Genomic DNA, 21,321 nt, shown 5'->3' on the forward strand with positions numbered 1-21,321 from the left:
GCCGACGCGCGGAGGAGGCGCAGGGCATAGATGAATACAGAACATTTCGGCCGTCACAGACGAAAGATCATGCCGGTGGAACTGCCGTCCCATCCTGGCGACCAGGCTGACTATGCAACACTTTCCGCCTACGCGAGCGAAAAGGCGACGCTGCTGAACCGGCATGTGCTCGGCTATGGCGAATTCGTGGAGGGAGAATGGGCAGCACTCGGACTGGACGCTCCCGATCTCGAAGCCATCCGGAAATACCGGCTCGGACGGATCCGCCAGCAACTCGGGGCGCGCGACCTGGGCGCGGCCATCTTGTGCGATCCCTTGAATGTCCGCTACGCAACCGACTCGACCAACATGCAGGTTTGGTCGACGCACAATGCCGTGCGCTATACGTTCGTTGCCCTGGAAGGACCGGTGGTTGCCTTCGATTTTCACAATTGTGAACACTTGTCAGCGCACAACCTCCTTGTCGACGAGATGAGGCATGGAATTCCGTGGTTCTATTTCGAAGCGGGACCGCGGTCAGCGGAACTAGCGGTGAAATGGGCGGACGAATTGGCTGACCTTGTCAGGACCCATGGCGGCGGCAACAGCCGGATCGCCGTTGACAAGGTTCGCCGCGAAGGCGTGACGGCTCTGGAAGCCCATGGCCTGCAGTTGCACGACGGTGAAGAAGTGATGGAACTTGCCCGCGCCATCAAGTGTCCCGACGAAATCAAGGCCATGCGCCGGTCGATCGCTTCCTGTGAAGCTGCGATGCGGGAAATGGAAGAGGCGCTCGTGCCGGGCATGACGGAGTGGGATCTCTGGTCGCTGCTGCACGCGGGCAATATCCGCAGGGGGGGAGAATGGATCGAAACGCATCTGCTCTCTTCAGGTCCTCGCACGAATCCATGGTTCCAGGAAGCATCGTCACGTGAAATCGAGGCCGGTGATCTTCTTGCCTTTGATACGGATCTGGTGGGTCCATACGGTATGTGCTGCGATATCTCACGAACCTGGCTGTGTGGAGACGGTCAACCGACCAACGAGCAGCGCGCGCTTTACCAGATGGCCTCCGACCAGATCGAAGCCAACATGAAAATGCTTGCGCCCGGCAGATCGTTCAGGGAACTGTCTCACGACGGCACGAGCCTGCCGGAAGACTATCTCGCCAACCGCTACTCTGTTCTCTTCCACGGTGTCGGTTTATGCGATGAATATCCCGCCGTCCCCTATCCCTCGGATTGGGAAAGCGGCGGCTACGACGGTGTTCTGGAACCGGGCATGGTTGTCTGTGTGGAGAGTTATGTCGGCCGGCATGGCGGTCATGAGGGTGTCAAGCTTGAAGATCAGGTCCTGATCACCGAAAGCGGATACGAGTGCCTCAGCACATACCCGTTAGACGAAAGGTTGCTGGGTCGTCGGTTTTGACGGCCCAGCAATCGGAAAAGTTTATCTGACGCGAAGGATCTTGGAGCCCAGTCCGCGAACGTAGTCGTCCTGACTGAAGACGACCACATTGGTCTCACGAACTTCGGTCAGCTTCAGATCAAGCGGTGTCTTGCCTTCCGGATTGACGATGACCTTGCGGGTCGGCGGCAGTCCACGGAAAACGAGGACACCGGCTTCCTTGGTCACGATCGCCCCGTAAGGTTCATCGTGAACGATGCGGGTCGTTCCGCTTTCAGCGTAGGCAGCGGTGCCCAGAACGGCGAGGAGACCGGAAGCAGCGACGAGTGATTTAAGAACCGTTTTCATGACGCACTCATTGTTAACTATTGGTTTACCGGGAATCGTAACCCTTTGTTAACATCTGCGCCAGTGTTCCCGCCGATTTCATCAGAAAAGTGCCTCTCCAACAAAGAACATCGTTAATGGTTGTCTTATAATGAGACACTTCAAGACTTATGCCGCCGCTTTGGGATGCGTTTCGACACCTTTTTCCACGAAGGTTGCGTTTGCAGACAACAGTTCGGTCAAACCTTTTCTGAACTGGGATTTGATCAACGGCGTCATGAACCATCCCAACGGCCCGAATTTGGGCGTGAAGCCGATACGCATCGTCACGCGGCTGCGGCCGTCCTTCATTGCCTTGAAGTCGAGGGTTACGATCGCCTTCTTGAGCGGAATATTGGCGTCGAATATGTCGACGACAATGAGCTCCTGTGGCTGATACCCGATGATACGTTCCTTGAGATAGGTCTTTCCATCAACATGTTTGCAAATCCGTTCCGCACCGATCCCGGTCTGCGCGCTTCCGGGAAGGAGCGGAGACTGGTTGATCACCGGATTGAACCTGTAGATCTCGTCATAATTGTCCCAGCTGTGCCAAAGATCGGCAAGCGGGGCATTCACCACCTGGGTAACGACAACTTCTGCCATTTTGAATTCCTCGGTCTTTGGAGTGTTTCAGATTCGCCTCAACCAGTCGGTGATCCCCTGTCCGATCACATGCGGGTGGTCTTCCTGAAGAAAATGCGTTCCGGCTCCGACAAAACGCACCTCAAGGTTCGGCACTTCAGCCACCAGGAAGTCGGCAACAGGTTTTGGTATCAGCGCACCGGGTTCTGCGTAAAACATCAGCTTCGGGATGGAGCTTGAAGTGAGCCATTCGCCATTCAGCCTGACCTCTTCAACCACATCCGCGGGTTTGCCCTCGATCGGAACCTCGCGTGGCCAGACAAGCACCGGCTTGCGGCTCTCCGGCGTCGGGAAAGGTCGGCGATAGTGATCCATCTCCGCTTCCGACATCTGACGCACCACTCCCATCTGCGGCAGCACTGCCTCGACGAAGAAATTCTGGTTGAGCACCATGTCGGCACCCTGGTCGCTATGCATGAGGCGGAAAAAATCGGCAAGCGGGCCAGGCATATCGTCAAAGGACGCAACGGGAAGAACCGGCGGTACGATCGCTTCCATGAAAACCAGTCCGGCAATCCTGTCCGGGTTGAGGCGAGCGTAGCGCATGCCAAGGGCAGAGCCCCAGTCATGGACAACCAGGATCGTATTGGTCAGGTCCAGCTGATCCAGGAAAGTATCCAGATAGCTTGCATGATCTTCAAATCGATAGCCGATGTCCGGCTTGCCGCTGCCGCCCATGCCGATCAGATCGGGTGCGATCGCCCGGTACCCGTCCGGAAGATGCGGAATAATGTTCCGCCAGAGGTAGGAAGATGTCGGATTGCCGTGCAGAAAGACAACCGGCTGACCCTGCCCTTCATCCACATAGCTGATGGACGACCCGAGAACAGGCATTTCCTTCTTTTGAAAGGGAAAACTTGCCTCGATGGCAAGGCCGTAAGGTGAAGAAGGGTCTGTGCCAAGCTGTTTTTCCGGCGACTGTGCTGCGGCCTGGTTAGCGGGAGCCAGCGCAAGCGCCGCACCGCTTGCCAAGGCACCCGTCAACAAAGTCCGCCTGCTTGCACTGAATATTGGATTGTCACTCATCGTGTTTCCACCTCTGTCAATTGTTGCTGGCCCGCCGCACGCGCCTTCAAGGGGGAATTTGGCGGATTGATTTTCGATTTGAATACGATCAAATTGACCATCGTGGATTAAAAACAATCCACTTGATTCAGATGACGCGGCAGGACATGGAATGAAACGAGACCTTGATTGGGACCACTTGCGTACATTTCTCGTTGCGGTACGCACCGGCAGTTTCAGACGGGCAGCCGAGAAACTCGGGGTCAATCATGGAACGGTGCACAGGGCCATTTCAGCGCTGGAAAAAGATCTCGGGACACGCATCTTCGACCGCACGACAAGCGGACTGCAATTGACGCAGTCAGGCGAGGCATTGATCGAACCCGCCGAGGAAATGGAGTCCCAGGCAGACAGAATAACGCGCAAGTTGACGGGACTGGATCTGGTTCCCTCTGGGTCTGTCCGCCTGAGCCTCCCGCCTGCCCTGTCACACGGTCTTCTTTCCGACATGCTTTCAAGGTTCACGCGGCTCTATCCGGAAATCTCCGTGCATGCCATATCAACCAATCGCGTCTCCGATCTGCAGAAACTGGAAACGGATATCTCGCTGCGCGTTGCCAGAAACGTGGATGAGGATGTCCTTGGACGTAAGATTGTCACTTTTGTCCAGGCCGTATTCGCGTCGCCCGACTATTTGAAACAGCACAGGAATCTTCTTGCAAGCGGCGGAGAGGGCGCAAACTGGATCGCATGGAGCAGCCATCACGAGTGGGTTGCGCAAAGCCCTTTTCCGAAGGCAAGGGTTCGGCACGTTCTGCCTGAGGTCTCCATGCAGATCGAAGCCGCGGCAAGAAATTTGGGTCTCGTCAAGATACCGGCCTTTGTCGGAGACGCTGATCCCCGCCTTGTCCGCGTACCGGACGTTCCGCTGCAGTCCGGATATCCGATCTGGCTCCTCTATCACGGAGATCTGCGGCGGGTCGCCAGGGTCAGGGCATTTGTCGATTTTGCAATCGACTATTTCACCAGCAACGAACGCCTGTTTACCCAGTAGAATTGCAACGAAAACGGGCGTAGCGCTCAAGCCAGGTCCGGATACCCGAGCTTGACGGCCTCCAGCTCCATTTTCAGAATCGGATCATAATCTTCAACAGAAGCGCTCGAAAACCCGCTAATGCGCAGGCGTTTGCGGCATTCGGCAGTTGACGGGTCCGACAGGACCAACCTTATGACTTCCGTCATTTTCAGGGCTTCGTCCTGTGAAAACCCGGTGGAGGTGATCAATGGCAGTCCCGGCGCCCCTTCAGTGTGTCCGATGCACTTCAGATTTGCCGTCAGTGCAGGCAGTTCCTGGCAGGCAAGCGCCCAACAGACCGCATCGATGCTGGCGACATCGGCCTGGCCATCGGCAATTGCCTCCAGCGATCGAAGATGACTGCCGCTTTCGAACACCTGTGAGAAAAACGGCGTCCCACCGGCACACCGGGCAACGGCATGACGGAAGGCATTCATGCCCGACTGGCTGTCCGGACCGTTGTAGGCTGCTTTCAGACCCCGCAGGTCTTCCAGGCGCTCATGACCGCTGGTCCTGGAAACCACCAGTTGACTGCAGTAACGAGGCCCTTCGCACCCGTCGGCGGAATAGTGCGGCACGCCGAGGAGCCTCACCTTGCCCTTCAGAGCGTGGGTCAGCGGATATCCGCATGTCTGCACCAGCAATACGCCTGGGTCATCCCACATGGCTGGAGCGTCGATTTCGTTCGGCCAGGAAATCATGTCCGCAGGGGGCAATCCGAGCGCGTCGACCAGCGCTGCATGAAGCGCGCTTTCCAGTTCCGTTGTCGCAACACGGACTTCCGGCCAGTCATACATCGGCAGCCGAACCGGATGATAAGTTCCGTTGCTCAAGAAGCCGCTCCATCGGAATGACGACGTTTCAACGGATGCGGAACCGGCTCCTTGACCTTGAACAAATATCTTCTGGCGAGTTGAACGTAGCTTGAAAAAACGTAACCCTCGTTTCTGCGCTGCCAGTCTTCCTTCGCACTATCGTACATTGCAGGCAGTTCGTACCAGGGCGCGCGCGGATGGGCATGATGCACGATGTGAAGGTTGTTGTTCAAAAACAGCAACGAAAAAACAGGGCAGAACTCAACGATGATCGACCGCGCCTCGGCATGTTCATGCGCACGGTGTTCGGCATAGGTTCGCAGCATCAGGAGGCTCATCGCGGGATAGGAAACACACAGAATATACAGCCAGATGGGCATTTTCCCGACAGCTGTTATGTAGATCAGGACCGGAATCGCGCCCCCAAGGTGATGCAGCCAGGCGCGCATGACAGCCGTGTCGCCCTTTGACATCATCCGCAGTTCGGCCCCGAGAAAACCCACCATCGAGACAAGTGGGCCAATCAGCAGCCTGCCAAGGAGTGTATTGTTGATGGTCAAGACGATCTGGAGTGCTTTCGGCAATCTCTCCCAATCGGTCCAGGCGAGGTAGAATGTTTCCGGATCGTCATAGGGATCGGTCAAGCGGTCGTTGTTGTGATGGCGCAAATGCAGGGATTTGAAGCGGCGATAGGGAATGAACAGGCCTAGTGAGCAATACACAAGCGCTTCGTTTACGGCCGGGTTTCGTGTCGGATGGCCGTGCAATACCTCATGCTGCAGAGACGATTGCAAGGTGACGAGGACTGCGGCCAACGGGCAGACCACCCATCCGCCAAGCTCCGAATAATAACCGATCAACAGCATCCAGGTAACCGACGCGGCTAAAAGCAATGCCAGCGTCGGCCATTCGCGTAAGAAAGCGGGCGGCACATTTCACTCCAAATTGTTGAAAGAACCGGAAAATCCGGCAACTCTGGAATCAGAATGCCCGCACACCGGACAGTACGCAATTTGAGACTATGGCACAAACTCTGCAAAATTTTCCAAAATCATCAGACTTGTGAATTAATTCACCATGCGTTCACAAAAACTCCAAATAGCTTGATTTTTTCAACGCGCTTGGCTGATCCAGAACACAGGATGGCGGATATGTTTCTGGACAAAATCAGTCGTCTCGTCTGATCTGATCCGGATATCAAAGGAATTACCCCAATGCATCCCCCCTCACCCAATACGGACCATTCTGCGAAGACGTATGACGCAATCATTATCGGCGCCGGCGTGGTCGGTTGCGCGATCGCCTTCAATCTGGCCCGGAAAGGATTGAAGACACTGAACATTGATGCGTTGCCTGCCGCTGGGTACGGGTCGACCTCGAGTTCAGCCGCCGTGATCCGGACCTACTACTCCACGCTCGACGGCACTGCCATGGCCTACGAAGGCTACCACGACTGGAAAAACTGGCAGCAGACAGTCGGTGCAGATACCGAAGACGGTCTTGCGCGGTTTGTCGAAACCGGCACGCTCGTCATGAAAACGGCCGCCGATAGCATGGATCGGATTCTGCAGCATTCCGACGCGCTTGGAATTTCCTACGAACACTGGTCGGCAGAACAGATCACGCAACGGTTGCCCGGCTACAACCTGGAATGTTTTGCCCCGGTCAAGACGATGGAAGACGACACTTTCGGCGCCCCTACCGGCGGACACCTGGACGGCGGAATTTACTTTCACGCCGGCGGATACGTCGACGACCCACAGATAGCTGCCAGGAACCTGAAAGACGCGGCGGGTCGCAACGGAGCGGAGTTCCGCTTCAACACCAAGGTCGTGAAAATCCCCGTGAAAGACAATCGGGTGACGGGCGTGATCTGTGACGATGGCAGCATCTTTCATTCCCGTGTTGTTCTCAACGTGGCAGGTCCCCATTCGGGCAAGGTAAACGCTCTGGTGGAGGGAGATGCGGGCGTCAGGATCGGGCATCGTCCCCTGCGCCAGGAAGTCGTGCAGGTCAAACCGCCGGAAGCACTCGGATATTCGCGTGAGGGTCTGCTAGTCGCCGACAACGATGTCGGTGTTTACGTCAAGCCCGGAAGCGGTGGTCAGCTGATGATCGGAAGTCTCAATCCGGCATGTGACGCGCATATCGAGGAAGATCCCGACGACTTCCGCAGGGACCTCACTGACCGCGCGCTTACTTATGCCTACCGCTATTCCCAGCGCTTGCCCGATCTCGGTGTGTCGCAACACCCTGTCGGTGTTGCGGATCTCTATGATGCCACCGACGACTGGTTGCCGATTTATGACCGGAGCGATATTGACGGCTATTATCTTGCCATCGGCACAAGTGGCAACCAGTTCAAGAATGCAATTGTCGCCGGACGCCTGATGACGAAACTGATCGACTATTGCGAGAGCGGCAATGATCATGACGGCACTCCCCTGCAGTTGCAGCTGACACATGTCAACCACACGCTCAACACGGCCACCTTCTCCCGCAAGAGAGAATTGACGAGGGAAAGCTCGTTCTCGGTACTGGGCTAGCCGCGTCCATCCGTTGAAAGGCTCAGTCTGGAATTCGTCCTTGGCGGAATCGGACAAATCAGGGTAAGCATCCGGGTCTGCAATTCTCGGGAGCATTCCAGTGGCCTGGTCCCCACAACAAGATGACGCCCTGAAAGAGGCCGCAGCCTGGCTGAAGCGGGGCGACCGGCAGGTCTTTCGCCTGTTCGGTTACGCCGGTACAGGCAAGACCACCCTTGCGCGGCATCTTGCCGAGGATATCGACGGGGACGTCTGCTTCGGCGCCTTCACCGGAAAGGCAGCCCATGTTCTGCGTCAGAAGGGTTGCGAGGACGCCGGCACCATCCATTCGCTCATCTACCGTCCTCGCTCTGCGAAGGAAGAGGAAGATCTGGATGACGACGAAGAGGACACCGGCCCGCAATTCGCGATCAAGCGAGACAGCGCGGCGGCAACTGCCAAACTGATTGTGATCGACGAATGCTCAATGGTCGACGAGGAACTCGGCAAGGATCTCCTTTCATTCGGAACACCGGTACTGGTGCTTGGTGATCCAGCACAGTTGCCTCCGGTCAAGGGAGGCGGATACTTCACTGAAGCCGATCCGGACGTGATGCTGACCGAAGTGCACAGGCAGGCGCAGGACAATCCGATCGTTCGCATGTCCATGACCATCCGGGACGGCGGACAACTGGATTATGGGACATTCGGCGAAAGCAAGGTCATTCATCGGCGCGAGATCGACAAGGACCAGATCCTTTCCACCGATCAGGTTCTGGTTGGCACGAACAAGACCCGGCGTCTCTACAACAGCCGTATCCGTGAACTGAAAGACTTCACCACACCCATGCCTGCCGTTGGAGACAAACTGGTCTGCCTCCGCAACGACAAGACCAAGGGCCTCTTGAATGGAGGTCTGTGGGCAGTCAAGCGCTTGCGCCAGCCGCGCGGCAACACATTGCGGTTCGACGTCGTCTCCGAAGAGGATATAGCCAGGACGACAGTCAAGGTGAAAGTTCTTCCCGCGATGTTCGAGGACGGCGCGGAGAGTATCCCCTACGCCATCCGGCGCAAGGCGGATGAATTCGACTATGGCTACGCGCTGACCGTCCACAAGGCCCAGGGCTCCCAGTGGGACGACGTCATTCTATTTGACGAAAGCTGGGCCTTCCGCGAGCACAAGAGCCGCTGGCTTTATACGGCTGTCACCAGGGCGGCCGAACGCATCACTGTCGTAAAATAGGCACGTTCAGGACGCGTTGCTCGAAAAAACCGTCAGGATCGCTGACCGGCAAGGCCCGAAGGCCTGTTTCAATGAAAGTCTTCAGATCCGGCTCACTGATACCGCTCCGGCCCAGCATTGCGATTGCCGAAAACTGCCCGTCGAGGAAAGTCGCGGCTCGTTCGATGTCGGCATCGGCGGGCATCTGTCCGGCCGCGGCAGCCTTGATCAGACGTTCCTTGATGGCCGCGTAGCGGGACTCCCGCAATCCATTGACCACTTCCTGATGGCGTTCGGCTCCGTACGTGCAATCGACAATGGCATTCACCAGAAAACAGCCCGACGGGGTGTTTGCGTCGAGCGTCAGATCGGCGATCGCACCCAGAAAATCACGAAAATCGTCGACAAAGTGTTTTCTGGCTTCCTGAAGCCTGGAAAACACCGGCCCGCCATACGTTTCGAAATAGTGCAGCAGCGCCTTTTCGAAAATTGCCTCCTTGTCGCCGAAGGCGGCGTAAAGACCCGGTTTTGCCATGCCCGAGGCTTCGGCAAGATCATTCATCGAGGTGCCGGAGTATCCGTTCTGCCAGAACGCAATCATCACCGACTGCAAGGCATCTTTTGTATCTACTTTCCTCGGCCGTCCGCGTGCCATCAGTTTGCACTCCTTGTTTACAACCCCGTTTCAAGATCAGAGCCGAAGATCATTTCACCGTCTGTTGCGCCCGTCACACTTGATACGTTGATGTAAAGCCAACTCGATCATGACAATTTGGCAAAAGAATAACGTCAAACACGCAATGCATAATACGCATTTTGTTGCAGTTCGTTCAAGCTATGGCCAGTTAACAATCAGAAAGTGTAGTACGATTGCGATATTTACAAGATTTTTTTGCTGCGGATCAAGAATTGACCAGAAAAACGAGCGCATCACCTGAAATTGGTCTCGCCAATCGGCATTTGCCGGTGGATGGTGGTATCAGGTCTCTTTTCCGCCCGATTAAGGCGGAATATCTTCAGCCGCTTCAAGTCTTCCCTGTCCGAGAGTTATTGCATTCATGACCAGCCTTCCCGACACAGGTTCTGCATCGGCGACCGCCAGGACGGTTCCGTCGGCGGACACCGCCATCCGCATTGCACACAGGATCGCAGACGAAATCGGGTGCAAGGCCGGACAGGTGAATGCGACCGTTCAAATGCTCGATGAAGGTTCGACCGTTCCCTTTATCGCCCGGTACCGGAAGGAAGCCACGGGCGGCCTTGATGACAGCCAGCTCCGGAAGCTGGAGGAACGACTGGTGTATCTCCGCGAACTTGAAGATCGCCGCGTCGCGATCACCAGGTCGATCGAGGAACAGGGAAAGCTTACAAACGAGCTGAACATCGGCATTCAGGCTGCGGAAACCAAGTCCCAGTTGGAAGACATCTATCTGCCCTACAAGAAAAAACGGCGGACCAAGGCCCAAATTGCCCGGGAAGCCGGCCTGGAACCGCTCGCTGATCTTTTGCTCGGCGATCCTGCAAAAACGCCGGAAATCGAGGCAGCGGCTTTTGTGGACGAGAGCAAGGGCGTCGGCGACACAAAGGCAGCTCTCGATGGTGCCCGCCAGATCCTGATGGAACGGTTCGCCGAAAATGCCGGACTGGTCGGTCGCCTGCGCCGCTATGTCGAAGATCGCGGTATCGTTCAGTCCAAACTCATCGACGGTATGTCGGAAAAGGGAGCGAAATTCGCCGACTACTTCGACTATTCGGAAAAATGGTCAAAGATCCCGAGCCACCGGGCACTTGCCCTGTTCCGCGGACGGAACGAAGGCATTCTGTCGGTGGATCTGACGGTCGATGCCGACGACGTTTCACCTGTCCTGCCGGCAGTGAAGATGGTTGCCGACACGTATGCCATCGCCGACCGGGGCCGTCCGGCAGACAAGTGGCTGATGGACGTGGCGCGTTTTGCCTGGAAGGTGAAACTGGCTTTGCATCTGGAACTCGACCTGATGGGTGTCCTTCGGGACAAGGCGGAAGAAGAGGCAATCCAGGTATTTGCGAAAAACCTGAAGGACCTGCTTCTCGCAGCCCCTGCCGGCACCAAATCGACGCTTGGTCTCGATCCGGGCATTCGCACAGGCGTGAAAGTCGCCGTCGTCGATGACACGGGCAAACTGGTCGACACCGCCACTATCTATCCGTTTCAGCCACGCAACGACGTCTCGGGATCCCGCGCCGCGCTGCTGGCCCTGATTGCAAAACACAAGGTCGGCCTGATCGCCATCGGCAACGGTACGGCAAGCCGCGAGACCGACAAGCTTGCCGGTGATGTGCTTGCTGGCATTCCTTCGGCCCAGCGTCCGGTCAAGGTGATCGTCAACGAGGCGGGAGCATCGGTCTACTCGGCCTCGGAACTGGCGGCAAAGGAAATGCCTGACGTTGATGTCTCCCTTCGCGGTGCGGCATCCATTGCCCGGCGCTTGCAGGACCCGCTTGCCGAACTCGTCAAGATCGAACCGAAGTCGATCGGCGTTGGCCAGTACCAGCACGACGTCAACCAGTCCAGGCTCGCACGGGCACTCGATGCTGTCGTCGAAGATGCGGTGAACGCCGTCGGTGTCGATCTCAACACGGCTTCACCCGCCCTGCTTTCCCGGATTTCAGGCCTTTCAGACAGTCTTGCAAAGGCCGTTGTCGAGCACCGCGAGACAATCGGGCGCTTCGACAAGCGGACACAGCTGAAGGATGTGCCAAGGCTGGGGGCTAAGGCATTTGAACTCTGCGCCGGTTTCCTGCGCATCAACGACGGCAAGGAAGCGCTCGATTCTTCTTCGGTCCATCCGGAAGCCTATCCGCTTGCCAAGAGGATCGTGAAAGCCTGCGGCCGCGACGTGCGTCAGCTGATGGGAGATGCCTCCGTTCTGAAGGCTCTGGAGCCGTCTGAATTCACGGATGAGAAATTCGGCCTGCCAACCGTCCGGGACATCCTGCTGGAACTGGAAAAACCCGGCCGCGACCCACGCCCGGAGTTCAAGACCGCAGCCCTGCAGGATGGTGTTGAGGAAATTTCCGACCTGAAACCGGGCATGAAACTGGAAGGCACGGTCACCAATGTCACCAACTTCGGCGCGTTTGTCGATGTCGGCGTTCACCAGGATGGCCTCGTCCATGTCTCCCAGCTCGCCGACCGTTTCGTCGACGACCCGCACCAAGTGGTCAAGGCAGGCGACATCGTCAAGGTCACCATCCTGGACGTGGACGTGCCGCGCAAGCGGATATCGATGACCATGAAGTCTCAGGCCGACTATCAGGGCCAGCGCGAGCGGCCGGACCGCGACCAGCGGCCCGGAACGGGCAACCGGAACCAGGAACAACGCGGGCAAGGTGGCCACGGACCCGGTGGCGGTGGTCCGCACGGAGGTGGAAAAGGCGGTGCTCCGAAGGGTGCGGGAAATGATGGCGGCAACAATGCCATGGCCGCGGCCCTTGCGGCGGCCATGAACAAGAAGCGGAAGTAGTCTTCAGGCGAAGACGTCCGCTTCGGCCACCGGCAATTCACCCCGTTCTTCCAGGTCCTTGAGATAGGCCCGGCAGACGATGACCGAGAACACAGCGAAACTGTATCCAACCACCAGTTTGACCAACAGCAGAACGAGTCCGCCAAGGATGTTTGGCGCTCCCGCAGGTGTGATCGGATCAGAACCTATCCCGATGTTCTCAAAGAAAATCAGGATCACGAACCCAAGGCCTGCAATCGAACCGGCACCGAATAGGAGCCTGGGGAGCATGTAACCCGCTTGTCGGAATGATCTGCCGGCCGCAGTTCCGATCCCTGCGCCGACACCAATCAGATGCGCGGGGAAAACCGTTCCGAACAGAAACGTGGTCAGGAAGGCAACGCCCCCGCCGGTCAGAAACATCACGACAAGAAAGAACTCCTGATCCAGCAGACCACCCGCAGATGTCGCCATGGCACCGAACACAACGACCATTGCGACCACAAACACCGGCAGGTAGAGCAGCAGAATGTAGCGGATCATGAATCCTGTGTATTTTTTGCTCGTTTCCTTGGATTTCAGATCCAGCCCCAGCAGGCTTGCACACAGATAGAAGACGGTTCCGGCTTCCACGAATGCCCGCGCTATCGTCAATCCGGTTCCGAGATCGAAGAGAACGCTCACCGTTTCCAGAACGTAGATCGCGGCAACCAAACCGAAAAAGTACCTCCAGCACGCCGCAATCGCCGCGAAAGCTTGCGAAAAGATGTTCAGCTCAGGCCTCAAGGCTCACCTCTAATTTGTAACGCCATGTCATATTAAGCCCTAGATTGAAAATGACTTCGGCGCCTATGTAGACTTCCCGCCTCCCGGCAATCTCGGTGGCCAGTCCCTCGCAGTGGGCTAAAGCAATGCTTTGATATCAGACAGGATATTCAAAGTTTAGAGTCGACTTACGCAAACACTTCAGCATCAAATTCGGGAAGGTCTCCGAGTTCCCGAAGATTCCTCAGATAGGCAGTTTTTGAAATGACCATAAAAACTGCTTCGCTCAACACCGACAATGGGACTGAAATCGCCATTAACAACAGACTGAACGAGTTAATGTCACCGGCGGTCGTGATCGGTTGCATATCTGCGTCAGCAAATTGCACCACCGTGTACAAAACAGCGGACAAAATCGAAATAGGAAGAAAAATCCCAAAAAACCTCGGCAGCAGATATCCGGCTTGGCGAGGCGATCTTGCTAACGCCGACCGAACAGTGTCGGATCTCTTTAAGATCATTGCCGGAAATAACGTCCCAAACAAATAATATGGCAAATACAAAACAAGCATTATCAAAAGAAAATAGCCTAGAGCCCAGAAACTTTGCTCTATTGTCTCGGCGGGCGCTGCCTCAAAGAGCACCAAAATCAGCTCAGCGCTCCCAATTGGAAGCAAATAAATCAGCAAAAAATTCCAAATTGCGAAACTGCCAAACTGCTTAAAACGTTTCTGAAGCCTGGGAGCTCCCAATAGTTTCCAATAAAAGCAAAACCAAAAAACAGTGCCGAACGGAGCATACAAAAACATAAAATACCAAGTGTCTTCGAACCAGGTATCGGCTATCGTAATCACGCAGTTGGCCACCACATACGCCAGCGTTAGCCAACGTAGCGCGTACAAGGTTCCGAAGACCTCCGAGAACAAGTTTCTGGTCTGATACACGTCAAAGATCGCACACTGTTGTTTTTACCGATATTCGATAGTTTCAACGGAATTGCAACCTGAAATTTGCATTGCACGCAGTCTCGACCTGGCTACAAATCAACCGATCGAGCCTCAGCCTCCCGGCTGTCGCCCGCGTCAATCCAGGTGCAATGGACGTGCCTTTCAGGATCGGCAAGTGAAGATCAGTCGGCCTTTGTCACCTCAAAGACGTCGAGCAGGTTCGCGGCCTCGACCATGAACGCCGAAATGTCGGACGGAAAGTGCTCCGGGATGGTGCTCACCATGTACACGAAGTTCCCGCGTCGCCACTCACACTTGATATACGTCTCGTATGTCGTGCAGGGCTCCTGAGGCGCATCGCCTCCCTTGCCGTTGTTGAAATCGACGGCTTTGCCGACAGTAATCAACGGGTCTCGGGTCTTGTATCGCGGCTCAAGGTTCGGAAAGGAAACACTCACCCAGAAAAGTTTGCCACCGGGCTCGGAACTGCCGTTATACGGCGCGTAGTACCATGGGATTTCGTGCTGCGTCTCGGCCAGCCAGTAAACCTCACGATAATTACCCTCGATACGCGGCAGCCACGGCAGGAGCGTCGCGGCCACGAGCAAGACAAGACCGGTGACATAGGGCCGGTCTGTGAGCGGTCGGCGCCAAAGCCAGAACAGGAACATGATGATCGCAATGGGGATCGGAGCGAGCAGAGCCACTTCCTTGACTTGCCACAGCATATCGCCCTTCGCGGCCATGGGGTGAAAAGTCTTTCTGATTGAATAGTTTATGAACGTCCACGCATTCCAGATGGCGGACAGGAGGGCTGCGAGCCAGAACAGGGTGGAAAGGCGTATCATGACACTCAGTTAAAGAGACAATTGGCAAATCGCAAGACGGTTAACGGCATTAAGACGAATGAGCTCCGGGCCCGAGACTTTGCCGAACAAGGTACAAATGCAAGGAGGCAACCTCACACAATTTCCGCCAAGGCGCTCTTATTTACGACTGACCGGTCACGCCGCTTGGAGTCGCGCACTCAACACCTTCCCGTTCTCGCGGACAAGTTGAACTCCATCGAATTAGTCGAAAATCGCCGCATTCGGCAATGCCCCTTTGCTAATCCAATAAAGGCGGGCTGCTATTGCAAAAAACATGACGTCCAAAACGGCATCGAAAATTGCGAAAATGAAGTAGGTTAGTCTGACTTCAAGCAGGAAATCTCCAAGGGCGGAGCCTTCGAAAACCGCAAAGAAAACAGACAATATAGCTCCCGCCAGTATCATCAAAAGCTCTACCGGGACAACACCCTTGGTATAAAGAATGAGCAGTTCGCGAAAGTATCTGCATCCGTTCTTCGTTGAAGCAATCACGCTCGAATTTCCATTTTTCAGGTACGAAGGAAAGTAAGTTCCAAAAAAAACCAGATAAATTATGCTAATCAGCATAATGTATCCGGTATAAATCAAATAATTACCCATAACATTCTGCTCAAATGACTGAAATATATTCGAAACGAGCGTGTAAAAAAACAAATGAAAAAGCGCTCCAACAATACAATACCTAATAATGAACCCTTTAAAGCTCCCAAGTATCGCCTTATCACCGCTTCGCCGATTGACTGTCACAGCACATACAAAAAAACCAGCGACAGCAAAAAGAACAAGACGTGGGAGCAGCAATACAAATTCAGATAGATCTTCTGCAAATTCAAAGGACCAATAGTTGAGGTTATTCAACACTACAAGAGCAATAAAAACGATCCAATACCTCCCCGATACAACAAGAACGTCAACATAAAGGTCTCTTGCATTTAGTGAATCGTTCAAAAATCTTTCTCCTCCTCATAGTTGATTTTCAATATTTTCTATGACCGCTAGCAGATTGCAATCACTTGCAATTCCGAACCTTATAGAACATTTATCTTGTTCAAACTTCTTTGATTCAGACGCGTATCAAGTTGGGTTTCGTCGCCTGTGCACTCGACGCGAGTCAGGTTTCCGGTTCTGTGATTTCAAACCCATCCAGCAAATTGGCAATTGAATCCATGTAACTACGAAGGTCAGGAGGGATCGCTTTGGAACTGCCAGAGGCAGAATAAACGAATTCCCCCCGCCGCCATTCACACCGTGCATTGTCACGGTCCTTGATGCATGTATTTTCCGGGACCGCTCCACCTTTCCCGTGATTGAAATCCACGGCCTTTCCAATGATCACCGTCGGCTCGGAAGTTTCGTATTCCGGCAGAAGGTCCGGTAACGCGACCCTCACGAGAAAGGACCTCCCCCCAGGCTTCTTGCTTCCATTGAAGGGTGAATACTGCCAGGGAATTTCATGCGGTGTTTGGGCGAGCCAGTATTCCTGCCGAAAACCGCTGTCGATCCTCGGAAACCATGGCAAGATCATTGCGACTATCAACAGTACAAGCCCGATTTCATACGGTTTATCTGACAACGGCCGACGCCATAGCCAAAGGAGAAATACAAACACTATAACAATAATTGGAAAAAATAATGCTGCCTCCTTGAGTGGTCGCAGCAAATCACCCAACGAGGCATTGGGATGATAGACCTCGCCAACTGCAAAACTGACATACATCCAGCCATTCCAGACAATGGCCAAAACAGCTGTCAACCAGAACAATACGGGATAGGGAAACATATGCTTTGATAGGCGAATGGCCGGCTCACCGCAAGATTGATAACCGAAATAAAACAATGATAACGGGTATTGTTAAGTCACAAGGTACTTCAAAAGCTGGAGCAGGTTGTCCTGTTCCAAGTTTGTCGAAGCTACCTCGATTCAAATCGTCGCCATATCCTCGACCGGCTGGAACTTCACCCTAAGTTAAGTGAGAGGGAGGTAAGGTCTGGAACATGACGGACGAAAATGCCGAGGAGGACAGGCCGAAGAAGGAGATGGACCCCGGTACCATTGGGGCAATCGCCCATCTTTATCGCGCTGAGGTTTTCCGCAGCACCCACTGGCGCTCGCGATTGGACAACACGACGAACTGGGCCGTCGTCACGACCGGCATCGCCTTGTCCGCCACGTTTTCCAACCGGGATGCCTCGCCGCTGCCGATGGTACTGGTCGGCTTGCTGGTCACCGTTTTCCTGATTTTTGAGGCCCGGCGCTATCGGTATTACAACATGTTCCGGGCGCGCGCACGGCTGCTGGAGTCTGATTTTTATGCTCCGCTCCTTCTTGGAAAAAGCAGCTCGACGAACGGAACCTGGGCAAGAATGCTCGCTGACGACTACGAGACGCCGCATTATCATATCAGCCTTGTCAGGGCCGCCGGACGACGGTTGCGCAGCAATTATTCCTGGATCCTCGCTATCCAGGCCATCGCCTATTTCGGCAAGCTTGCCATTCATCCCGTTCCGCTGACTGAATTCTCCCAGGCATTCGAGCGCGCAGCCATTGGCCCGGTTCCCGGATATCTCGTGTTCCTGGCCGGTGTGGTGTTTCACACAAGCTGGATCATCTTTGCCATCGTCACGCTCAGGCTCGACAAGCGCTATCGCAAAAAACGCAAATCCCCCATGCAGGCGATCTAGAGCCAGTCTCCAATCCCCTTGATTTGATCCTGAAAAGACAGGCGTTGCCGCGGTCTGTTGAGCAGCGTGACTTCAAGAACAGGTCTTTTTGAGCTGACCAAGCTGGACGCGCCCTTTTTCAAGGACAAACGGAATTTTTCCACTTTCCAGGCCGAACGGGTCTCCGACACATGAAGCGTGCAACTTTCTCTTAAATGCAGATCTGACGAGACAGCTCCAAAATCCGCCAGATTTCTTTGTAACCGGGTTGTAACCGTTAGGATATTTGAAACAGATTTCACTCCCAATTTTGCGCGTTTCCCATTTTCCTCTCGTGACCTGATCGTTGCCCGGATACCAAAGATAAGAGCGTCGATTTTGCGACATGTAAGCAACCTGCACACCGTGTTCTTCATCAAAGGCAACAACGGTTTTGTTTCCGAACTCAATCGTTTCGTTGCTGGTCTGACAGCCGGCAAGCAAAAGAGAAAAAACAAGAATCAATAAACAAAGTTTCACGGGATACTCTCGGCAGCAAAGATCGCATCAGCGGTAGCAGACACGCGCTACACGCACAAGCTGTCACACATCTTCAATTGCCCTCCAGCGGGCACAGGATCACACCCGGACAAATTCACTAATTCAGAAGAAGCTTCCCTTTTACCGACAGCTGATATATCAAGCGCACATCTCTTGTGGACAGGACTAAACTCAACATGACAGGTGACCTCAGCCAATCCGCCCAGGCCTACAGGCAATTGGAAGAGGCAATCGTGACACTGAAACTGAAACCCGGTGAAGCGGTAACAGAAGTTGCTCTTGCACAGCGTTTCGGACTGGGCCGCACACCGATCCGGGAGGCCGTGTTGCGACTCAGCCTTGAAGGTCTTTTGAGCATCCGTCCGCGTCTCGGTGTCATTGTTGCGGAAATGAACCCGGCGGATTTCATCAAGGTGCTGGACGCAAGGCACGCCCTGGAACGCCTTGTTGCCGGGTCGGCTGCTCGCCTTGCGAGTCAGGACGAACGTCGGACACTTGAACAAATCGCCGAAGACATGCGGGACGCAGGTTCTGTTCCCGATGTCGAGGAATATCTGCGCCTCGACAAGGCATTTGACGAAGTTGTCGCGCAGGCCGCCTGCAATCCCTTCGCGGCAAAGGCGCTGGCTCCCCTTCAGACCCATAGCCGCAGGTTCTGGTACCGGCATTTCGGCCGGGCGGATCTCAATCCGGCCGCCTGGAGCCACCTGGAAGTTATGCAGGCAATTGCCAATGGCGACGAGGGAGAGGCCATGGAACAGATCGAAAACCTGATGCTGTATCTCCGCAGGCAGGCGACAGCCCTTATGAGCGGGCCACGATAGTCCGGCTGCGTGAAGTTATTGACGCCAGTTTGCCATTTGGGAGATGCTGTAGCCGGACAGTCAGGTTGCGGAACCACAATGAGCTATGTCGAAATCTCCTTTGCCGATGAAGCGGAAAAGGCGTCTACTTCCAGGGCGATCGAGGATCGCCTGCTCCAGTCCTTGGCCAAGGAAAACAAGCAGGCGAACAATGATGACTTCATCCTGAAGGCGACCGATGAAAACGGGCACCTGCTGGGTGGCCTGCGCGCAAGCACGTCCTACCACTGGCTGCTGATCAAGACCCTTTGGGTGGATGACGCCGTCAGGGGCGGCGGGCTCGGCAGCCGGCTTGTCGAACTGGCTGAACTCGAAGCAAGACGGCTTGGATGTCATGGCGCATGGCTGGACACTTCGAATGAAACAGCCCGCAAATTCTATCAGGGCCTCGGGTACCAGGATTTCGGGATTCTGGGAAACAGGCCGGATCAGGCCCTGCCGGATCATCGCCGTTGGTTCATGAAGAAGGATCTCTGACCAGGCGACGATGAACCGGACGTCTGTTCTATCAGTCTGACGGCTTTTCGGACCTCAGCAACCAGGAAAAGAACGCGAGTGCCAGGGCAGCGCCGGCAACTTCCGCCACGATGAAGCCGGGCAGATCGATCGGACGAATGCCGGCGAATGTATCGGTGAAGGCCCGGGAAATGGCGACTGCCGGATTTGCGAAGGACGTCGATGCGGTGAACCAGTAGGCGGCGGTAATGTAAAGTCCGACCAGCCATGGCACTGCAGTTTCCCGAAACCGTATCCCGGCCAGAATACTGGCAAGCAGCCCGAAAGTCGCAACAATTTCAGCCACCCACTGCCCGACACCGGTCCGCACGGTCGTCGATGCCTGCAACACCGGCAGTTCGAACATCACATGTGCAATCAGCGAACCGCAGATGCCACCGATGATTTGCGCGCTGATATAGCTGAGACCGACCACCAGACCAAGATGCCGTTTGAGCCAGAACACGAAGGTCACCGCCGGGTTGAAATGCGCGCCCGAAATCGGCCCAAGGATGGTGATCAGAACCACAAGGATAGCACCCGTCGGGATCGTGTTGCCGAGCAGGGAAACGGCGACATCGTCCGACAGTCTGTCGGCCATGATCCCCGAACCGACTACCGTGCCGACAAGCATTGCAGTCCCGAGCGCCTCCGCCGCCAGGCGCCGGGACAAACTGAATTCTGACATGAAAAATTTCCCAACTAGTTGAAAGAAGTGCCGATCGCCGCCAGCCTGGATTTGCCGTCTTCGGCCTCGAATACCTCGTCGCCAAGCGCGAGCATGTCATTGATGCGCCGTTCCAGCCTTTGGTAGGCCAGATCGAATGCCGCCCCGCGGGTTGCGTCGTCCCCTTCGACAGAAGCCGGGTCGGGAATGCCCCAATGCACGACCATCGGATGACCAGGCCAGACCGGGCAGGCTTCACCCGCCGCGCTGTCGCAGACAGTGATGATCAGGTCCATTGCCGGGGCATCAACGCCCGCGAATTCTTCCCAGCTTTTCGACCGGAACCCTTCTGTCGACAGGCCACGGCGCTCAAGACAGGCCAGTGCGTCCGGATTGACTGAGCCTCTCGGTGTCGATCCGGCAGAAAAGGCAGCGAACCTGCCCTGCCCGAGATGGCGAAGCAGTGCTTCTCCAAGCACGGAACGAGCGGAATTCGCCGTACATAAAACTAGAGCATTGCGCATTGTTGGAATGTCCACCTGGATTTTGAAATCAGAGAGCCTTGGCTTTCGAGCACGAACCGGAAGTGAACAGATCGGCGATCGGAGCACAGAGTTCCGGATTGCCACCGCAACAATCCTGCAGGAGATAGGTCACCAGAAACTGCATTGTCGTCAGATCGGAACTGTAGTGAATGGAGCGCCCGTCGCGTTCTGCCTGAACAAGACCGGCTCGCGACAACGCAGCCAGATGGGTCGACAGGGTGTTCGGGCGGACTTCAAGCGCATCTGCGACGGCACCGGCAGTCATGCCTTCTTTACCCGCCTTCACCAACAGGCGAAACACATCGAGTCGCGTTTCCTGACCAAGGGCAGCAAGAGCATCAAGGGCTTTGTTTTTTTCCATTATTCGAGAATACTCGAAATAACGAACAATGCAATTCAATTTGTGCACCAAGGTGGTTTTCAGAAGGGGGTTTCGGATGATCGG

Annotated in this window: 23 protein-coding genes; 8 read left to right on the forward strand and 15 right to left on the reverse strand. The window is 55.2% G+C overall.

The annotated features are described in order from the left end of the window. The first annotated feature begins 30 nt into the window (after window positions 1-30). Window positions 31-1,407, forward strand: a complete 1,377-nt coding sequence (locus tag ACO6TI_RS00525) for a M24 family metallopeptidase (RefSeq protein WP_422384151.1) — start codon at window positions 31-33, stop codon at window positions 1,405-1,407. 21 nt (window positions 1,408-1,428) lie between these two features. Here the strand turns inward: ACO6TI_RS00525 and ACO6TI_RS00530 are convergent, their stop codons facing one another. The 3 genes from ACO6TI_RS00530 to ACO6TI_RS00540 form a co-directional block, all read right to left on the reverse strand. After that, a complete protein-coding gene (locus tag ACO6TI_RS00530; protein ID WP_029064726.1) occupies window positions 1,429-1,734 on the reverse strand; it encodes a hypothetical protein in 306 nt (101 codons plus the stop codon). A gap of 147 nt (window positions 1,735-1,881) precedes the next feature. Beyond that, window positions 1,882-2,358 (reverse strand): SRPBCC family protein, encoded by a 477-nt coding sequence (locus ACO6TI_RS00535; protein WP_055113718.1) that lies wholly within the window; start codon window positions 2,356-2,358, stop codon window positions 1,882-1,884. 27 nt (window positions 2,359-2,385) lie between these two features. Then, window positions 2,386-3,423, reverse strand: coding sequence for a haloalkane dehalogenase (locus ACO6TI_RS00540; protein WP_422384152.1), 1,038 nt, complete (start codon window positions 3,421-3,423; stop codon window positions 2,386-2,388). A gap of 151 nt (window positions 3,424-3,574) precedes the next feature. On the opposite strand from ACO6TI_RS00540, the gene ACO6TI_RS00545 reads away from it, so the two are divergent. Then, complete coding sequence (locus tag ACO6TI_RS00545) at window positions 3,575-4,456, forward strand: LysR family transcriptional regulator (RefSeq protein WP_409857789.1); 882 nt, start codon at window positions 3,575-3,577, stop codon at window positions 4,454-4,456. 26 nt (window positions 4,457-4,482) lie between these two features. Here ACO6TI_RS00545 and ACO6TI_RS00550 read toward each other — a convergent pair whose 3' ends face one another. Both ACO6TI_RS00550 and ACO6TI_RS00555 read right to left on the reverse strand, forming a co-directional pair. Continuing rightward, a complete protein-coding gene (locus ACO6TI_RS00550) occupies window positions 4,483-5,310 on the reverse strand; it encodes a phosphate/phosphite/phosphonate ABC transporter substrate-binding protein (protein ID WP_422384153.1) in 828 nt (275 codons plus the stop codon). Then, window positions 5,307-6,224, reverse strand: a complete 918-nt coding sequence (locus ACO6TI_RS00555) for a fatty acid desaturase (protein WP_209016662.1) — start codon at window positions 6,222-6,224, stop codon at window positions 5,307-5,309. The genes ACO6TI_RS00550 and ACO6TI_RS00555 overlap by 4 nt, the downstream gene beginning before the upstream one ends. A gap of 282 nt (window positions 6,225-6,506) precedes the next feature. On the opposite strand from ACO6TI_RS00555, the gene ACO6TI_RS00560 reads away from it, so the two are divergent. Together ACO6TI_RS00560 and ACO6TI_RS00565 are read left to right on the forward strand one after the other, a co-directional pair. Then, the gene (locus tag ACO6TI_RS00560; protein WP_055113725.1) at window positions 6,507-7,838 is read left to right on the forward strand and encodes an NAD(P)/FAD-dependent oxidoreductase; all 1,332 of its coding nucleotides are present in this window, start codon (window positions 6,507-6,509) and stop codon (window positions 7,836-7,838) included. A gap of 100 nt (window positions 7,839-7,938) precedes the next feature. Beyond that, a complete protein-coding gene (locus ACO6TI_RS00565) occupies window positions 7,939-9,060 on the forward strand; it encodes an ATP-dependent DNA helicase (RefSeq protein WP_108875923.1) in 1,122 nt (373 codons plus the stop codon). Here ACO6TI_RS00565 and ACO6TI_RS00570 read toward each other — a convergent pair. Next, a complete protein-coding gene (locus ACO6TI_RS00570; RefSeq protein ID WP_055113728.1) occupies window positions 9,044-9,694 on the reverse strand; it encodes a TetR/AcrR family transcriptional regulator in 651 nt (216 codons plus the stop codon). The genes ACO6TI_RS00565 and ACO6TI_RS00570 overlap by 17 nt on opposite strands. Before the next feature lie 403 nt (window positions 9,695-10,097). On the opposite strand from ACO6TI_RS00570, the gene ACO6TI_RS00575 reads away from it, so the two are divergent. Next, window positions 10,098-12,545: a Tex family protein gene (locus ACO6TI_RS00575; RefSeq protein ID WP_422384154.1), complete on the forward strand. Its 2,448-nt coding sequence runs from the start codon at window positions 10,098-10,100 to the stop codon at window positions 12,543-12,545. A gap of 3 nt (window positions 12,546-12,548) precedes the next feature. Here the strand turns inward: ACO6TI_RS00575 and ACO6TI_RS00580 are convergent, their stop codons facing one another. The 5 genes from ACO6TI_RS00580 to ACO6TI_RS00600 all read right to left on the reverse strand — a co-directional run bounded on the left by ACO6TI_RS00580 (window position 12,549) and on the right by ACO6TI_RS00600 (window position 16,822). Beyond that, window positions 12,549-13,310: a hypothetical protein gene (locus ACO6TI_RS00580; RefSeq protein WP_422384155.1), complete on the reverse strand. Its 762-nt coding sequence runs from the start codon at window positions 13,308-13,310 to the stop codon at window positions 12,549-12,551. A 167-nt stretch (window positions 13,311-13,477) separates the two neighbouring features. Continuing rightward, the gene (locus ACO6TI_RS00585) at window positions 13,478-14,191 is read right to left on the reverse strand and encodes a hypothetical protein (RefSeq protein ID WP_422384156.1); all 714 of its coding nucleotides are present in this window, start codon (window positions 14,189-14,191) and stop codon (window positions 13,478-13,480) included. A 227-nt stretch (window positions 14,192-14,418) separates the two neighbouring features. Next, window positions 14,419-15,084: a hypothetical protein gene (locus ACO6TI_RS00590; protein WP_422384157.1), complete on the reverse strand. Its 666-nt coding sequence runs from the start codon at window positions 15,082-15,084 to the stop codon at window positions 14,419-14,421. Window positions 15,085-15,306: 222 nt separating this feature from the next. Then, window positions 15,307-16,053, reverse strand: a complete 747-nt coding sequence (locus ACO6TI_RS00595; RefSeq protein ID WP_196896561.1) for a hypothetical protein — start codon at window positions 16,051-16,053, stop codon at window positions 15,307-15,309. 163 nt (window positions 16,054-16,216) lie between these two features. Continuing rightward, the gene (locus ACO6TI_RS00600; protein ID WP_422384158.1) at window positions 16,217-16,822 is read right to left on the reverse strand and encodes a hypothetical protein; all 606 of its coding nucleotides are present in this window, start codon (window positions 16,820-16,822) and stop codon (window positions 16,217-16,219) included. A gap of 278 nt (window positions 16,823-17,100) precedes the next feature. Here ACO6TI_RS00600 and ACO6TI_RS00605 point away from each other — a divergent pair, with 278 nt between their 5' ends. After that, complete coding sequence (locus ACO6TI_RS00605; protein WP_196896559.1) at window positions 17,101-17,787, forward strand: DUF2270 domain-containing protein; 687 nt, start codon at window positions 17,101-17,103, stop codon at window positions 17,785-17,787. A 72-nt stretch (window positions 17,788-17,859) separates the two neighbouring features. Here ACO6TI_RS00605 and ACO6TI_RS00610 read toward each other — a convergent pair whose 3' ends face one another. After that, window positions 17,860-18,285: a hypothetical protein gene (locus ACO6TI_RS00610; RefSeq protein WP_196896558.1), complete on the reverse strand. Its 426-nt coding sequence runs from the start codon at window positions 18,283-18,285 to the stop codon at window positions 17,860-17,862. 197 nt (window positions 18,286-18,482) lie between these two features. Between ACO6TI_RS00610 and ACO6TI_RS00615 the strand changes: the two genes are divergently transcribed. Together ACO6TI_RS00615 and ACO6TI_RS00620 are read left to right on the forward strand one after the other, a co-directional pair. Next, window positions 18,483-19,130, forward strand: a complete 648-nt coding sequence (locus ACO6TI_RS00615; RefSeq protein ID WP_055113740.1) for a GntR family transcriptional regulator — start codon at window positions 18,483-18,485, stop codon at window positions 19,128-19,130. A 78-nt stretch (window positions 19,131-19,208) separates the two neighbouring features. Continuing rightward, window positions 19,209-19,646 (forward strand): GNAT family N-acetyltransferase, encoded by a 438-nt coding sequence (locus tag ACO6TI_RS00620; protein ID WP_422384159.1) that lies wholly within the window; start codon window positions 19,209-19,211, stop codon window positions 19,644-19,646. A gap of 31 nt (window positions 19,647-19,677) precedes the next feature. Here the strand turns inward: ACO6TI_RS00620 and ACO6TI_RS00625 are convergent, their stop codons facing one another. Genes ACO6TI_RS00625 through ACO6TI_RS00635 form a run of 3 tightly spaced genes read right to left on the reverse strand, consistent with a single transcriptional unit; the run spans window position 19,678 to window position 21,237 of the window. Then, a complete protein-coding gene (locus tag ACO6TI_RS00625) occupies window positions 19,678-20,352 on the reverse strand; it encodes an MIP/aquaporin family protein (RefSeq protein WP_196878638.1) in 675 nt (224 codons plus the stop codon). A 14-nt stretch (window positions 20,353-20,366) separates the two neighbouring features. After that, on the reverse strand, window positions 20,367-20,855 hold the full coding sequence (locus ACO6TI_RS00630) for an arsenate reductase ArsC (protein WP_281929308.1): 489 nt from the start codon (window positions 20,853-20,855) through the stop codon (window positions 20,367-20,369). Between the two features lie 28 nt (window positions 20,856-20,883). After that, window positions 20,884-21,237, reverse strand: a complete 354-nt coding sequence (locus ACO6TI_RS00635; RefSeq protein ID WP_108875915.1) for an ArsR/SmtB family transcription factor — start codon at window positions 21,235-21,237, stop codon at window positions 20,884-20,886. Window positions 21,238-21,321: the final 84 nt, after the last annotated feature.

The sequence above is a fragment of the Roseibium album genome, from assembly GCF_965233825.1.
GTDB classification, from domain to species: domain Bacteria; phylum Pseudomonadota; class Alphaproteobacteria; order Rhizobiales; family Stappiaceae; genus Roseibium; species Roseibium album.